General features: G+C 73.3%; 17 protein-coding genes. 7 read left to right on the plus strand and 10 right to left on the minus strand.

The genetic code is table 11. The annotated features are described in order from the left end of the window. Nucleotides 1-120 precede the first annotated feature (120 nt). A complete protein-coding gene (locus tag ACIP82_RS08635) occupies nt 121-558 on the plus strand; it encodes a hypothetical protein (protein ID WP_363607090.1) in 438 nt (145 codons plus the stop codon). Nucleotides 559-568: 10 nt separating this feature from the next. On the opposite strand, the gene ACIP82_RS08640 is transcribed toward ACIP82_RS08635, so the two are convergent. From ACIP82_RS08640 to ACIP82_RS08650, 3 genes are all read right to left on the minus strand, one after another. Then, on the minus strand, nt 569-1,405 hold the full coding sequence (locus tag ACIP82_RS08640) for a helix-turn-helix domain-containing protein (RefSeq protein WP_400652165.1): 837 nt from the start codon (nt 1,403-1,405) through the stop codon (nt 569-571). Nucleotides 1,406-1,458: 53 nt separating this feature from the next. Further along, entirely contained in the window at nt 1,459-1,941 is a 483-nt protein-coding gene (locus ACIP82_RS08645) for a DUF2269 family protein (protein WP_363607088.1), read from the minus strand. Nucleotides 1,942-2,091: 150 nt separating this feature from the next. Beyond that, nucleotides 2,092-2,808, minus strand: a complete 717-nt coding sequence (locus ACIP82_RS08650; protein WP_363607087.1) for a 4'-phosphopantetheinyl transferase superfamily protein — start codon at nt 2,806-2,808, stop codon at nt 2,092-2,094. A 295-nt stretch (nt 2,809-3,103) separates the two neighbouring features. Between ACIP82_RS08650 and ACIP82_RS08655 the strand changes: the two genes are divergently transcribed. Beyond that, nucleotides 3,104-4,510: a choice-of-anchor A family protein gene (locus ACIP82_RS08655; RefSeq protein WP_400652169.1), complete on the plus strand. Its 1,407-nt coding sequence runs from the start codon at nt 3,104-3,106 to the stop codon at nt 4,508-4,510. 98 nt (nt 4,511-4,608) lie between these two features. Here ACIP82_RS08655 and ACIP82_RS08660 read toward each other — a convergent pair whose 3' ends face one another. Next, complete coding sequence (locus tag ACIP82_RS08660; protein ID WP_400652171.1) at nt 4,609-5,472, minus strand: helix-turn-helix domain-containing protein; 864 nt, start codon at nt 5,470-5,472, stop codon at nt 4,609-4,611. Nucleotides 5,473-5,689: 217 nt separating this feature from the next. Between ACIP82_RS08660 and ACIP82_RS08665 the strand changes: the two genes are divergently transcribed. Beyond that, the gene (locus tag ACIP82_RS08665; RefSeq protein ID WP_363607083.1) at nt 5,690-5,863 is read left to right on the plus strand and encodes a hypothetical protein; all 174 of its coding nucleotides are present in this window, start codon (nt 5,690-5,692) and stop codon (nt 5,861-5,863) included. Between the two features lie 125 nt (nt 5,864-5,988). Here ACIP82_RS08665 and ACIP82_RS08670 read toward each other — a convergent pair whose 3' ends face one another. The 3 genes from ACIP82_RS08670 to ACIP82_RS08680 form a co-directional block, all read right to left on the minus strand. Then, nucleotides 5,989-6,486 (minus strand): hypothetical protein, encoded by a 498-nt coding sequence (locus tag ACIP82_RS08670; protein WP_400652174.1) that lies wholly within the window; start codon nt 6,484-6,486, stop codon nt 5,989-5,991. Nucleotides 6,487-6,640: 154 nt separating this feature from the next. Next, complete coding sequence (gene kynU, locus ACIP82_RS08675; RefSeq protein WP_400652346.1) at nt 6,641-7,861, minus strand: kynureninase; 1,221 nt, start codon at nt 7,859-7,861, stop codon at nt 6,641-6,643. Nucleotides 7,862-7,920: 59 nt separating this feature from the next. Beyond that, nucleotides 7,921-8,760 (minus strand): tryptophan 2,3-dioxygenase family protein, encoded by an 840-nt coding sequence (locus tag ACIP82_RS08680; protein WP_363607080.1) that lies wholly within the window; start codon nt 8,758-8,760, stop codon nt 7,921-7,923. A 189-nt stretch (nt 8,761-8,949) separates the two neighbouring features. Between ACIP82_RS08680 and ACIP82_RS08685 the strand changes: the two genes are divergently transcribed. Both ACIP82_RS08685 and ACIP82_RS08690 read left to right on the plus strand, forming a co-directional pair. Beyond that, nucleotides 8,950-9,384, plus strand: coding sequence for an Lrp/AsnC family transcriptional regulator (locus tag ACIP82_RS08685; RefSeq protein WP_363607079.1), 435 nt, complete (start codon nt 8,950-8,952; stop codon nt 9,382-9,384). A 69-nt stretch (nt 9,385-9,453) separates the two neighbouring features. After that, on the plus strand, nt 9,454-9,987 hold the full coding sequence (locus ACIP82_RS08690; protein WP_363607078.1) for an NADPH-dependent FMN reductase: 534 nt from the start codon (nt 9,454-9,456) through the stop codon (nt 9,985-9,987). A gap of 31 nt (nt 9,988-10,018) precedes the next feature. Here ACIP82_RS08690 and ACIP82_RS08695 read toward each other — a convergent pair whose 3' ends face one another. Continuing rightward, nucleotides 10,019-10,651 carry a MarC family protein gene (locus ACIP82_RS08695; protein WP_400652178.1) on the minus strand — a complete coding sequence of 211 codons (633 nt, stop codon included), beginning with the start codon at nt 10,649-10,651 and terminating at the stop codon, nt 10,019-10,021. Between the two features lie 24 nt (nt 10,652-10,675). Continuing rightward, the gene (locus ACIP82_RS08700; RefSeq protein WP_400652181.1) at nt 10,676-10,984 is read right to left on the minus strand and encodes a barstar family protein; all 309 of its coding nucleotides are present in this window, start codon (nt 10,982-10,984) and stop codon (nt 10,676-10,678) included. A 118-nt stretch (nt 10,985-11,102) separates the two neighbouring features. On the opposite strand from ACIP82_RS08700, the gene ACIP82_RS08705 reads away from it, so the two are divergent. Continuing rightward, nucleotides 11,103-11,672: a DoxX family protein gene (locus ACIP82_RS08705; protein WP_400652184.1), complete on the plus strand. Its 570-nt coding sequence runs from the start codon at nt 11,103-11,105 to the stop codon at nt 11,670-11,672. A gap of 82 nt (nt 11,673-11,754) precedes the next feature. Here ACIP82_RS08705 and ACIP82_RS08710 read toward each other — a convergent pair whose 3' ends face one another. Further along, nucleotides 11,755-12,864: an NlpC/P60 family protein gene (locus ACIP82_RS08710; RefSeq protein WP_400652187.1), complete on the minus strand. Its 1,110-nt coding sequence runs from the start codon at nt 12,862-12,864 to the stop codon at nt 11,755-11,757. Between the two features lie 196 nt (nt 12,865-13,060). Between ACIP82_RS08710 and ACIP82_RS08715 the strand changes: the two genes are divergently transcribed. Further along, a complete protein-coding gene (locus ACIP82_RS08715; protein ID WP_400652190.1) occupies nt 13,061-13,735 on the plus strand; it encodes a hypothetical protein in 675 nt (224 codons plus the stop codon). Nucleotides 13,736-14,042: the final 307 nt, after the last annotated feature.

Raw genomic sequence — 14,042 nt, forward strand, 5'->3', positions numbered from 1 at the left:
CATGACCTCGGAGGTAATCGACGGCCGGCGGCCGGCCGGGCAGGGTGGGGAGCACCCGGTGCCGAACGCGGCGCCGGGCCCCGGCCCCCTGCCCCGACTCCTCCCGGAGGTTGATCCGCCATGTCCGCGAACACCCTGCCCGGCGGCCGTACCGCCCTCACCCCCGTCGACGCCCCGTGGAAGGCCCTGCGCGGCTTCCTGGCCCTGGACGCGGTGGTCAGCGGCGGCAACGGCCTCGCCTATCTGGCCTTTCCCGGACAGCTCGGTGACCTGCTCGGCGCAGGCCGCGCCACCCTGCTCGGCCTCGGCGCCGTCCTGGCGGTGTTCGGTGCCGCGGTCGGCGTCCTGGCCGCCCGCCGGCGACCGCCGCGGCTCGGCGTGCTGGCGGTGATCGACATCAACCTGGCCTGGGTGGTGCTCAGCCTGGTGGCGATGGCGGCCTGGCTGGAGCCGACCACCACCGGGCTGGTCTGGATCCCGCTGCAGGCCGCCGTCGTGGCCCTGTTCGGAGCCCTGCAGTTCACCGCCCTGCGCCGGACCGGTGCGCTCTCCCGCTGACCAGGCCGCGCTACGCCCGGGGCACCGCTTCCCGGGGCGCCGCCTCCCGGAGCACCGCCGCGGTCTGCGCGTCGGCCGGCAGGAAGGTCTCCATGGCCAGCTCGGAGACGGTCACGTCCATCGGGGTGTTGAAAGTCGCGACGGTGGAGAGGAACGACAGCACCCGCCCCCGGTACGCCACCCGCAGCGGCAGCGCGAACGGGAAGAGCTCGGCGATGTCCTCGTCGGTGTCGTCCAGCAGCCGGTTCGCGGGCTCGGGGTAGGCGCTGACCTCCTCGTACAGCGCCCGCAGCGGCGCCGAGCGGACCAGCTCGATCTGGCGTTCCATCCGTTCCAGCAGGTGCCGCCGCCACTGCCGCAGGTTGGCGATCCGCGGTGCCAGCCCCTCGGGGTGCAGGGTGATCCGCATCGCGTTGAGCGGCGGTGCCAGCAGCCGGGGGGCGACCCCGTCGAGCAGGACGCCGAGCGAGCGGTTGACCGCCAGCACCCGGAAGACGCCGTCGACGACCAGGGCGGGGTACGGGTCGTGTGCGGCCAGCAGCCGCTCCATACCGCCGCGCAGGGCGTCCATCGCCGGGTCGTCGAGCGGGGTCTCCGGGTAGTGCGGGGCGTAACCGGCCGCCAGCAGCAGCGTGTTGCGCTCCCGTACCGGGACGTCCAGGTGCTCGGCGAGCCGCAGCACCATCTCCTGGCTGGGCCGGGACCGGCCGGTCTCGATGAAGCTGATGTGCCGGGCCGAGGAGTCGGCCCGCAGGGCCAGTCGCAGCTGGCTGAGCTGCCGCCGCTCGCGCCAGCCGCGCAGCAGCGCCCCCACGCCCGTACCGGTTCCGGTCTCCGCCGTCGTCATGCCAGGACGGTACTACCGGGAGACCGGACCGCAGTGGCCGAACCGTGGCGTTCTCAGACGCCCGTGGTCGAGCCCGGCCGGATGATCATCAGGACCACGACCACCGCCCAGAGCAGGTTGAACACCCCGGCCGTCATCGGCAGCAGGCGCAGCCCCTGCACGGCCTTGCCGTGTTCCGGGTCCTCGGCGCCGAGGTCGAGCGCGTCCACCGCCGCCTGCTGTGCGGGCAGCACGAACAGCAGCAGCGAGAGCGCGGCGAGGGCCGTGAGCACCATCGAGACGATCATCCAGGACTGCCCGAGCACGTCCATCACCTGGGCGACGCCGATGCCCATCACCGGGACGGCGATCCCCAGCAGCGCGTAGACCTGGGTGATCCGGTGCAGTACCCGCAGCACGCCCGCGTCGGCCGCCCCGTCGGGCCCGCCGGCGAGCGCGGCCCTGGCCCGGCGGGGGAACATGCTGACGGCCACCGCGACCGGGCCTATGAACAGCACCGAGGCGAGGACGTGCAGGCTCAGCAGGAACTTGGCCATGGCGGGGACACCCTTAATCCGACGTCGGGCTGCGCGACGGGCACACCCGGCGCGGGCAGCCGGGGCGTCCGGTTCCGAAGCCCTGAGCACGCACGCTAACACCGCTTATCCGGGGCCCCGCCGGTCGGGTGGCCGTCCTTCGCGGGCTGTTCAGCGGGCTGTCGGCGGCGTCAGCGCGACCACCCGCGGCGCGACGGTGCTCACGGCCGAGACGGCCGCGCCGCCCAGGTCCTCGTCGGCCCAGTCGAGCAGGTGGAGGTCCTGGTAGCGGCTGCGCAGCGGCGCACCCGGAGGGACGTCGAGCGGCAGGGCGGAGAGGTCGACGGCGGCGAGGGTGTCCAGGCTGGTCCGGCCGAGTTTGATCAGCGACTCCTTCCGTACCCAGAGCCGCAGGAACGCCCGATCCGGCTCCGGGTGCGCCTCGACCAGGCGCAACTCTGCCGGGGCGAGTACCCGTTGGGCGACCGGGAGAAGCGATCCGCCGCGCGTCGACAGCTCGACGTCGACGCCGACCGGCTGATGTCCGGCGGCGGCCGCGACCACGCCCTTGGTGTGCGAGAGGCTCACCTCCACGCCCGGGTGGTCCGGCAGGTACGGCTTGCCGTGGTCGCCCTTCCCGCAGTCCGGGCAGTTCTGGGCCAGGGTCAGCCCGGCGGCCGGGACGCCGAGCAGCCGGGCGGCGCAGAGCCGGACGAGGATGTGCGCGGCGGTGAAGTCCACCCGTCCCGACTCGTGCCGGAAGCGCGCGGCGCGTTCGAGCTCGACGGCGGTGAGCAGGTGCTCGCCGGCCTCGGGGTGCCGCAGGACGTCGGCGCTGGCCGCGACGGCGGCGAGCGGGGCGTTCTGGTCCAGGTCCTCGGAAGTCATGCTTCCCAACCTAGCGGGGTCGGCGAAAGGACGGGGCCGCTGCGCCGGCCGGATGATTTCCATATCACGCCTGATGGTCTGTAGGGTATAGATAGTCCGATTTGGGGTTGGATGTCCCGGATCGGCCGGGATTACCCGGTGATCGGACGAAAACGTGGCAGGAGTTGTGAGGCCTGCCCTTTTCCATGTGCGGAGGAATGTGTCGATGGGTCAGGGCACCGGTACGCCGGATCACAGAACGACCGCCGTGAAAAGTCCGCCGACGGCCCGCAGGCGTCGGGCCGTTCGGGTGGCGGTGGCCACCACGCTCGCCGTGCTGCCGATGGCCGCGGTGCTGACGGTCGGTTCGGCCGCCCCGCTGGCGCCGCCGCTGGGCGCCTGCACCGGGCCCGACTGCCCGGCCACCTGGCCGCCGCCGAACAACGGCGACTTCACCGGCCGGGACTCCACGATCAACATCTTCACCGGTGGCAACTACACCGTGAACGGCCGCGCCGCCGAGGCCGAGGGCAAGATCGTCACCCTGGGGAACCTGACCGTCGACAAGAGCCAGGGCGGCGGCGCCTTCAACATGGGCGTCGTGGGCGTCGGCTCGCGCGTCGTGCCGCCCAACGGCAGCGACTTCGTCACCGTCGGCGGCAACGTCGACGTGGTCACCGGCAACCAGATCCTGATCGGTGGCAGCGACTCCACCGGCCCGGCGTTCGGCAACCTCCGCTACGCCGGCACGCTCTCCGGGATCGTCAACATCGACCCCACCGGTCAGGCGATCAAGGACCCGAACGCCGCCGCGCCCTACCAGGCGGTGCTCTCCCAGATCGAGGAGGCCTCCACCTGCGCGGGCCAGGCCACCGCGACCGGCACGGTCGCGGTCACCAACAGCGAGGCGACCTTCACCGGTGACGGGACCAGCATGCGGCAGGTCTTCAACGTCACCGGAAACCTGGGCACGGCCACCCAGCAGATCGGGCTGGTCTTCAACAACATCCCGGCCGGCGCCACCGTCGTCGTCAACATGCTGTCGGACAACGCCATCATCAACACCTACACCGGTACCGGTCTGCCGGGCGACCCGACCACCGACATGCGCTCCAAGCTGATGTGGAACTTCCCCACCTCCACCAACGCGCAGATCCTGGGGAGCGCGCAGTTCCAGGGCTCGGTCATGGCGGGCAACGTGGGCGGCACGACCACGATCGCCACCCCCGGTCTCAACGGGCGGGTGTACCTGGCGGGCAACCTGATCCAGACCGGCAGCGGCGGCTACGAGATCCACAGCTACCCGTTCGACGGGGACCTGCCGGACTGCACGACGTCGCCGAGCGCGTCGCCGACCTCGCCGTCGTCCTCCCCGACGTCGCCGAGCGCGTCCCCCACCTCGCCGTCGTCCTCCCCGACGTCGCCCAGTTCGTCGCCGACCTCGCCGTCGTCCTCCCCGACCTCGCCGAGCGCGTCACCCACCTCGCCCAGCGCGTCCCACAGCCCGTCCCACAGCCCGTCCCCGACCTCGTCGAGCCCCGCGCCGACCAGCCACCACCCGAGCGGCCACCACTCGAACAGCCACCACCCCGGTGGTGGCGGTGAGCTTCCGTCGACCGGAGCGGGCAACGCGCCGGTCGTCTTCGGCCTGGCCGGTGTCGGCCTGCTGGGCCTCGGCGGTCTGGCCGTCCTGGCCGCCCGTCGCCGCGGACGCCACAGCTAGGGCTTGTCCGGCGGCTCGACAGTACTGAACGACGGTCAGGCGGCCCGGTTCCCGAACCGGGCCGCCTGACCGTCGTCGTATCCGGCCGGGCCCGGCGCTCAGCATCCCCGCGGGCGCCGGTCGGCCGGTGCCGGGGTGATGCCGGCGGCGCGGGACAGTGTGCGCAGCGCCTCGGCGGAGGGGGATCCGGGGGCGGCCGTGTAGACGAGTACGACCTCGTCGGGGCTGTCGGTCAGCTGGAGGGTCTCCCAGGAGAGCTCCAGCCGGCCGAACGGCGGGCAGATCAGACGGACGGTCGAGTGCGTGGTTTCGAGGACGAGCTGTTCGGACCAGAGCCGGCGGAAGTCCTCGCTCCGGGCGGTCAGCTGCCGGATCTCGTCGGCGAGGGCCGGGTCATGCGGCCGCTTTCCGGTCTCGGTCCGCAGGTAGGAGACGGCTTCGCGGGCCTTCGCCTCCCAGTCGGCGTAGAGGCGTCGGGCGCGGGGGTGGGTGAAGACCAGCCGCCCGACGGTCCGCTGCCCGGCGGGGATCCGGGAGAAGTCGGCGAAGACCGCGGCCGCCAGCCGGTTCCAGGCCAGTACGGTGCCGCCCGGGCCGACCAGGTAGGCGGGTGTGTCGATCATCGAGTCGAGGACGTGCTGCACACTGGGCCGGACGCCGGCGCGGCTCGTCTTCTCGTGTCCGGCGGGCGGCCGCGCGAGGCTGTGCAGGTACCGGCGTTCGCCCGGACTCAGCCGGAGGGCGTCGGCGACGGCGTCGAGGACGGCGTCCGACACCTGTGAGGCGTGGCCGCGTTCGAGCCGGATGTAGTGCTCCAGGCTGACGGCCGCCAGTTCGGCTACCTCCTCGCGGCGCAGCCCGGCGACTCTCCTCGGCCCGTGGCCGGACAACCCGACGTCGTCGGGCCGCAGCCGGGCCCGGCGGGAGAGCAGGAAGTCACGGAGAGCGCCGGAGGGGTCCACGTCAACGATTGTTCATCGTGGTGTCGCGCGATCACCAGGGGTCGGTCGAGCCTGTCGGCCCGCGGCATGGATTCGCCGGGTCGGCAAGGGCGCGGCATGACCTCCCGCTCTCGGTCCGGACGGGTGATCCTCGGTCCGTCGCCCCTCACCGGAGGGGCCGCTTCACCGCTTGTCGGCGCCGATCGATCCGGCGCCGGCCCATGGAGAGGGACCGTCTGTGGCTCGTACCACCACCCGCACCCGCAAGCACCGGGCGGCCGTCGCGGCCGGCGTCCTCGTCGCGCTGATCGGGATCGGCGCCGGCACGGCGGGCAGCGCCGCCGCCTACTACAACCCGAAGGCGGTGTGCGACATGCAGAGCATGCCGTCGAGGCCCAAGCCCGTGTGTTGACGGACCGCTGAGTTCCCTGCGCCCCGCCGGAGCCGCCTTCTGCCCGGCGGGGCGAGGACCCATACCCCGCGACGACGGGACGCCGGTCCTCGCGGCAGGTACCCGAGGGGCGCCGAGGCTCCGGCTCAGCGCTCGTCGAAGAACCGCTCCACGGTGCCGCGCCGGGCGGCGACGGCGGCCAGCGGCTCGCCGACCACCCGTCCGGCCAGCTCGACCGCCAGCTCGCCGACCTCCGCCTGGAGCGAGACCGCCGCGAGCGCCTGGTCCACGGAGATCCGGGCGCCCGCCTCCGCGACCAGCCGGTCGCGCTCGCGGATGCCCTTCTCGCGGGCCGCCGCGATGATCGCCGCACCTTGCCCGGTGGCCTCCTGGCGGATCCGCGCGGCCTCGTGCCGGGCGTCCGCCAGCTCCTGCCGGCAGGTGTCCAGGGTCCGCTCGGCCTCGGCCCGGATGGCCTCGGCCCGCTCCGTGCGCCCCTCGATGGCATCCCGCCGCTCGGCCAGCACCCGTTCCGCCCGCGGTAGCAGCAGCCTGCCCAGCAGCCAGAACAGCAGGAAGAAGCAGACCAGACCGACGATCAGCTCGGCAGGTCCGGGCATCAGCGGGCCGAGTTCCAGGTCCATGCGTCCCTCCCACAGTATGATGACCAGTCAAATATCAGCCTGCCCAGGTTCACCGCCGCCGAACCCCGGCCGGAGTCGCACCAGCCCCGCCCACGCGCGGCAGGCCACCGGCCCGGCCGGGCCCAGGGTGCGGGCGGCGAGGGTGATCCCGCCCTCAGGTGACCTCGCCGCGCCGGCCGAACCGCTCCTGCCGCCACTCGCCGGACTCCAGTACCCCGGCCAGGTGCCGGGCCGCGTCCCAGACGTCCGTGTACGTGAGATAGAGCGGGGTGAAGCCGAAGCGCATCAGGTCCGGGGCGCGGAAGTCCCCGATCACCCCGCGTGCGATCAGCGCCTGCACCACCGGGTAGCCGTCGGCGTGCCGGAGGGCGATCTGGCTGCCGCGCCGGGCGTGCTCGCGCGGGGTGGCCACCTCGATCCCGTCCAGCCCCTCCACCAGGGCGACGAACAGATCGGTCAGCGCCAGGCTCTTCGCCCGCACCGCGCCCAGGTCGGCGCGCTCCCAGACGTCCAGGCTCGCCTCCAGCGCGGCCTGGCCGAGCAGCGAGGGCGAGCTGGTCAGGAACCGCCCGATGCCCGCCCTGGCGTCGTACCCGGGCTCGAAGGCGAACGGGCGGGCGTGCCCGAACCAGCCGCTCAACGGCTGGGCGGCGGCGGCCTGGTGCCGCCGCGCCACGTACAGGAAGGCGGGCGAGCCGGGGCCGCCGTTCAGGTACTTGTAGGTGCAGCCGACCGCGAAGTCCGCGCCGCCGGCGCCGAGTTCGACCGGCAGTGCGCCCACCGAGTGGCAGACGTCCCAGATCATCAGGGCGCCCGCGGCCCGCACCCGGGCGGTGATCCCGGGCAGGTCCAGCAACTCGCCGGTCCGGTAGTCCACATGGGAGAGGACGACGGCGGCGACCTCGCCGTCCAGGTGCCGGTCCAGTTCCTCCGGCGCGACCAGCACGCTGCGGGCGCCCTCGACCAGGCCGGTCACGCCCTCGGCGATGTACAGGTCGGTCGGGAAGGCCGCGCCGTCGCCGAGCACGGTGCGGCGGCCGGGGCGCAGCCGCAGCGCCGCCGCGAGCACCTTGAACAGGTTCACCGAGGTGGTGTCGCAGACCACCACCTCGTCCGGTTCGGCCCCGACCAGCGGCGCGATCCGCCGGCCCAGCCGGTACGGCTGCTCGAACCAGCCCGCGTCGTTCCAGCTGCGGATCAGCTCCCGGCCCCACTCCTGCTCGACCACCCGCCGCACCCGCTCGGGGGTGCCGGCCGGCAGCGCGCCGAGCGAGTTGCCGTCCAGGTAGACGACGCCCTCGGGCAGGGCGAACTCCCGGCGGAAGCCCGCCAGCGGGTCGGCGGCGTCCAGCGCCGCGCACTCCTCGCGCGTGATCACGGCGGGTCCCTTTCTCTCCGGCTCCGTCAGCCCCGGCAGCACCGTCGGTTCCGTCGTCACAGCTCGTCCCGGACGGTCCACAGCTCCGGGAACACGTCCTGCTCGGCGGACCTGCGCAGCCAGGCGAGGCCGCTGGAGCCGCCCGAGCCCGGCTTGGCGCCCATCGAGCGCTTCACCGCCGCCAGGTGGCGCCGGCGCCAGCGGGTCACCCGCTCGGCGACGTCCAGCAGCGCCTCGGCGAGCGCCTTCAGGTCGGCGAACCCGGGCTCGGTGTAGACCCGCCGCCAGGCCGCCTCCACCGCAGGCTCGGCCCGGTACCGCTGCTCGGACGGTTCGGCGGGCCCGACCGGCAGCGCCAGGCCGCGCCGGGCGAGCAGCGCCAGCGCGTCGTCGTAGAGGCCGGGGGAGCGCAGCGCCGCGGTCAGTTCGGCGTGCGTCCCCGGCGCCTCGTCGTACATCCGCAGCAGGGCGGCGTTCTTGTTGCCCAGCAGGAACTCCAGGTGCAGGAAGGCCGAGGACTGGAAGCCCGAGGCCTCGCCGAACACCGGGCGGAAGGCGTTGAACTCCTGCGGGGTCATGGTCGCCAGCAGGTCCCAGGACTCCACCAGCACGTCCTGGACGTGGGTGCCGCGCCGCAGCGCGGCCAGCGCGGCCGGCAGGTCGTCCTCGCGCAGCGCCCGCTGGGCGAGCGTCCACTCGTGCCGCAGCAGGTCGAAGAGCAGTTCCATCACCTGGGTGGTGACGATGAACGACAGCTCGGCCGGCACCTCGCTGCGCGGGTGCTGCAGGCTGTGCAGCTCCTCCAGCCGTACGTAGCGGGCGTACGGGGTGCCTCGACCCGGCTCCCCGTCCCGACCGAACGACAGGTTGGGTGTTTCCACCGTGTCGTGCCCCATCGTGATCCCTCCTGGTGACCCGGACGCCGCCGGGGGCCCCATTGTGCGGCGGTCCCTGCCCGTTCTTGAATGGGCTTCGGGCACGGCAACCGCATCCGTGCTTATCGTTCAAGAGGTCTTTCCGTCGGTCCTCCTTACGATCGCAAAACAGCGGGATCCAGCCACTCGACCCACCCGCCGGGAGCCGCCATGGACGCCGTCGACCGCCGCCTGCTCGCCGAGCTGCAGGCCGATGCCCGGCTCTCCTACAACGAACTCTCCCGCCGGGTGAGCCTGTCCGCACCCGCCGTCGCCGAGCGGGTGCGCCGGCTGGAGGCCGACGGGGTGATCACCGGGTACCACGCCCACGTCGACCTCGCCCGGGCCGGGCTGCCGATCACCGCGCTGGTCCAGCTCCAGTGCTACGGCCCCCGCTGCGTGCTGCGCGATCCGGCGGTGGCCCGCTGGCCCGAGGTGCTCCAACTGCACCGGGTCACCGGCGGGGCCTGCTGCGTGCTGCTGGTCGCGGTGCCCGCGATGGCCGATTTCGAGGCGCTGATCGACCGCCTCGGCGGCTACGGCCAGCCGGCCAGCTCGATGATCCTCTCCAGCCCGGTGCCCTGGCGGCCGGTGGTCGCGCCGTAGAGTGCCGGGCCCGGACCGGGCACGCACGTGGTGGGACACGCTCCGGCAGCGGCCGGTAGGTTCATCGCCATGCCGATCAACCGTCACGTCCTCCTGATCCCCGGCAGCCTGCGCGCGGGCTCCACCAACGAGACCGTGCTGCGCACCGCCGCCGCAGTGGCGCCGGAGTCCGTCACCACGACGTACTACACCGGGCTGGCCGGACTGCCGCACTTCAACCCCGACCACGACACCGACCCGCTGCCGGAGCCGGTCGTCGAGCTGCGGGCCGCCATCGAGGCCGCCGACGCGCTGCTGATCTGTACCCCCGAGTACGCCGGCACGCTGCCGGGCTCGTTCAAGAACCTGCTGGACTGGACGGTCGGCGGGATCGAGATCTCGGACAAGCCGGTCGGCTGGATCAACGCCGCCGCACCGGGCCGGGGCCAGGGTGCCGAGGCCGCGCTGGGCACCGTGCTCCGCTACACCGGCGCCGCCCTCGTGGCGGACGCCTGCGTCCGGGTCCCGCTGGACCGCAAGGACGTCGGCCCGGACGGCCTGGCCGCCGACCCGCTGGTCCGGGCGCGGATCGGCGAGGTCCTGGAGCTGCTGGCCGCCGGCTGAGCCGGACCGCCGCGGCGCCCGCCGGGCGGGCTCAGTGCCCGTCGGGCAGGTGCAGGCCCAGGCCCGCCAGGCCGGTCAGGAACAGCTCCACGCCGACCGCCGCCAGCAGCAGGCCGAGCAGCCGGGAGAGCACCTCCAGCGAGGTGCGGTGGGTGCGCTGCATCAGCGGGGCGAGCAGCGCCACACAGACGTAGTTGATCACCACGACGGCGATGTACGCCCCGGCGACGGTGACGCGCCAGCCCCAGTCGTTCTTGGCGAGCGAGCCCACCAGCACCGCCGTCACCGCGAGCGGGCTCGCGATGTAGGGCAGCAGCAGCTCGCGGATGCCGTCCACCAGCGGGTTGGGCAGGTGCTCGGTGTCCTCGTCGCCGCCGCCGAGGTGGATGCCCAGGACCAGCGCGACGGCGTAGATGAAGAAGATCGCGCCGCCGGCCAGTTGCAGGGACTGGTCGGAGATGTGGAACAGCGAGGTGACGAAGTCCGCGCTGAAGGCGAGCAGCAGGCCGACGACGGCGGAGATGATCGTGCTCCAGGCGGCCAGCCTGCGCAGCTCCCCGGTGGTGCGGGTGGAGGCGAGCCGGGCGAAGGACAGCAGGACCTTGGGCGGACCGACGACGGCGAAGAAGGCGATGAAAGCGCTGCTCAGGTTGAAGACGAACATAGGGGCAAGCATGACCGGGGCGATTTACCGCAGATCGACCGCCACGCCTCCGGCGCGGAGTGTGTCGAGGATCGCGTCGAAGTAGCTCAGGGCGCGTTCGCCGAGGAAGACCGTGCCGGTCAGGTGGTTGCGGGCGATGCCGGCGTCCCGCCAGACCAGGGTGAACGGGGGCGTGGGGCCGAAGCCGCCGCGCAGGCAGTCGGCGAGCGCGTCGAGGTTCCCGCCGTAGTAGCCGCCGGGGCCGTTCAGGGCCGCCCCCAGGGCGGTGTAGAAGGCCTCGCGGTCGGTGATCGTGCCGCCGTCCAGCCGGTACTCGGGTTGCCGCCGGGTCATCGGGACTCCACTCCTCACTGCTTCGATATTCGCCCGGATGGCGGTCCCGAGTCGAGCCGGCTCGCCCTTTCGGCTGGGATGGAAGCCGGACCACCCTCCGCTGGAACGAGGATTCGACATGTGTCTGAACCGCAAGGATCTCGGTCTGCTGGCCCTGCGCGGCGCTGTGGGCGGGGTGCTGATCGCGCACGGCACCCAGAAACTGTTCGGCTGGTTCGGCGGCGCCGGCCTGGAGGGCACCGCCAAGGCGATGGAGCACATGGGCTTCCACCCGGGGCGGCAGAACGCCCTGGCGGCGGGCCTCGGCGAAGCGGGTGGCGGCGCGCTGCTGGTGGCCGGGCTGGCGACGCCGGCGGCCGGTGCGGTGGTGGCCGGCACCATGGCGGGGGCGGTGGCGGTGCACGCCCCGGCGGGCTTCTTCATGACGTCCGGCGGCTACGAGTACCCGGCGTTCCTCGGCGCGACCGGGCTGGCGCTGGGCGTGTCCGGTGCGGGGCGGTACTCGCTGGACCATCTGGCCGGGCACGTCCTCGACCGGCCGTGGATCGGCGCGGTGTCGTTCGTGGCGAGCGCGGCCTCGGCGTACTGCGTGGTGGCCCGCCGCCGGCACGTGGTGCGGCTGCGCGAGGAGCGGTCCGCCGTGGAGGCGGAGGAGGCGGCGCGCGAGGAGGGTTCGGGGCTGTCCTGAGGACCGGCCCCGCCTCCGTACGGCCACCCGGCCGGAGCGGGACGTCGGACCGGCCGACGTCCCGCTCCGGCCAGGGCCCGGGTCAGACCCGGACCGCGCCCGCGTACGGCATGCTGTCGAGCGGGACGACCTCGACGTTCTTGCCGGTACGGGGGGCGTGCAGCAGCTTGCCGTCGCCCGCGTAGATGCCCACGTGGTGGATGTCCGGGTAGTAGAACACCAGGTCACCGGGTTGCAGCTGGTCCCGGGAGATCTTGGTGCCGATCCGGTACTGGTCCTGTGAGGTGCGCGGGATCTTGATATTGGCCGCCGCGTACGCGGTGACGGTCAGTCCGGAGCAGTCGAAGCCGCTCGGGCCGACGCCACCCCGGACGTACGGCTTGCCGAGCTGGGCGTAGCCGAACGCCAGGATGTCCTTGGCCCGGCCGGCGGACGGGGCCGGCGGGGCGGACTGCGGGGTGCCGGAGGCGCCCTCGCCGTTGCTGCCCGGGGCGTCGGAACGGTTGGTGCCGCGGGAGGCGGCCTGCTGTGCGGCGGCGGCAGCCTGCTGGTTCTCGCGCAGGACCTTGGCCCGCTCGTCCGCCTTGAGGCCGTTCAGGATGCCCTGCACCTTGGCGAGCTTGGCCTGCACCTCGGTCTTCTTGGCCGCCAACTGGGCCCGGTTGCCGTCGAGTTCGGCGAGCCGGGCGGCGGTCTCGGTGCGCAGCTGGTCGATCTTGCGCTGGTCGGCCTGGAGCCGGACCAGGGTGGCGGACTGGTCGGCGGTGGCGGCCTCCTGGAGGCCGGCCCGGCCGAGGTAGTCCTCGGGGCTGGAGCTGAGCATCAGCTTGACCGTGGGGTCGATGCCGCCGGTGCGGTACTGCTCCCCGGCCACCGTGGCGAGCGACTCGTGCACGGTGTTGATCTTCGCCTGCTGGTCGGCCAGTTGCTGCTGGAAGGTGCCGGCCTGGGCCTCCAGCTGCTGCTGGCGCTCCTGGAGTCCGTTCTGCTGCTCGGTGGCGACCTCCACCTCTTCGTACAGGGCGTCGACCTCGCGCTGTACCTGTTCCAGGGACGGTTTGGCCCCGGGGGCCGGGGTGGAGGGCGCCGCGTGGGCGACGGTGCCGGAGAGCAGTAAGGCACCCCCGGCGGTCAGGGTGAGGGCGGAAATGCGTTGCCGGTTGCGGGTTTTCGGGAGGCGGTGCTGGCCCATGCGCTGAGGCTCCTGGGGGGCTGGGAGAGATCAACAAGTCCGATAATCCAGAAAATTAATAGTTCTACCGCTATGTCAGCAAGCCGTCGGGCCCTCACCCGTACGTATCAGCCCTGCTGGCGGACCCGGTCCGGGGCTCGGAGGGTGGGCGTGGAGTGTGCCGGGCAGCCCGGCGCCGGGCAGAATCGAGGACCCCATGGATCGCCAGCCGCCCACCAGGACGACCACCACCGGCCGGCCGACCGCCCCGGTGCGGGTGACCGCGCAGGACGTCACCGCCCCCGCGGTCCGGCACCGGAGCCGGGCCGTGGCCGCCGCCCTGGCCGCGGCCGTGCTCGGCGCGGCGGCACTGGCCGGCTGCTCGTCCAGCGGCAAGCCGAACGGTGCCATCGCCTCCGCGGTGGAGAAGGGTGCCTCCGCCGCGGCCTCCGCCGCCGCCTCCGCCATCTCCGCCGCCGCCTCCGCCGCGGCCTCCGCGGTCGGCTCGGCCGCGGGTGGGCTCTCCTCGGCGGCCGGCGCCGCGGCCGGCGGGCTCTCCTCGGCCGTGGCCTCCGCGGAGGCGGCGGCCTCCTCGGCGATCGCGGGCGTCAAGGGCGGCCTGGACGCCAAGGCGGACGTCGCCGCGGGGGCGGTGACCACGACCCCGGACGGCAAGGCGGAGGTGCCGCTCACCGTCACCAACCCCGAGCAGCAGGCCAACCGGTACGTCATCCAGATCAACTTCACGGACGCCTCCGGCAACGTGCTGGACGCGACGGCGGTCACCGTGTCGGATGTCGCCGCCGGGCAGAGCGCCCAGGCCACCGCGCGCAGCAACCGGGACCTCACCGGCACGGTCAAGGCGGTCGTGTCCAACGCCGTCCGGTACTGACCCGCGTCACCCGGTCCCGCACCGCCGCTCACCCGCAGGTCAGCGGCGGTGCGGCCGGGGCGGGTGAACCTTAACGGCGGCTCAAGCGTCAACATCACCCCTTGACGGGGGAGTTGGTCTAGTCCATTTTAATCCCCAGGTGCAGGGAGCCCCTGAACCGGCGTCAGCGGTCCGTACCGCTGGCGCCGGTTCGGCATATCCCGGCGTCCGTCAGGCATGTTTCCGCTCGATTCCCTCCCCCGTTCTGTCATGCCCTGGTCGTACGGCCCCACCCCGTACGGGTTCGCCAGGGCGGCGGAATCCCCCA

The sequence above is a fragment of the Kitasatospora sp. NPDC088548 genome (assembly GCF_044753005.1).
GTDB lineage: Bacteria > Actinomycetota > Actinomycetes > Streptomycetales > Streptomycetaceae > Kitasatospora.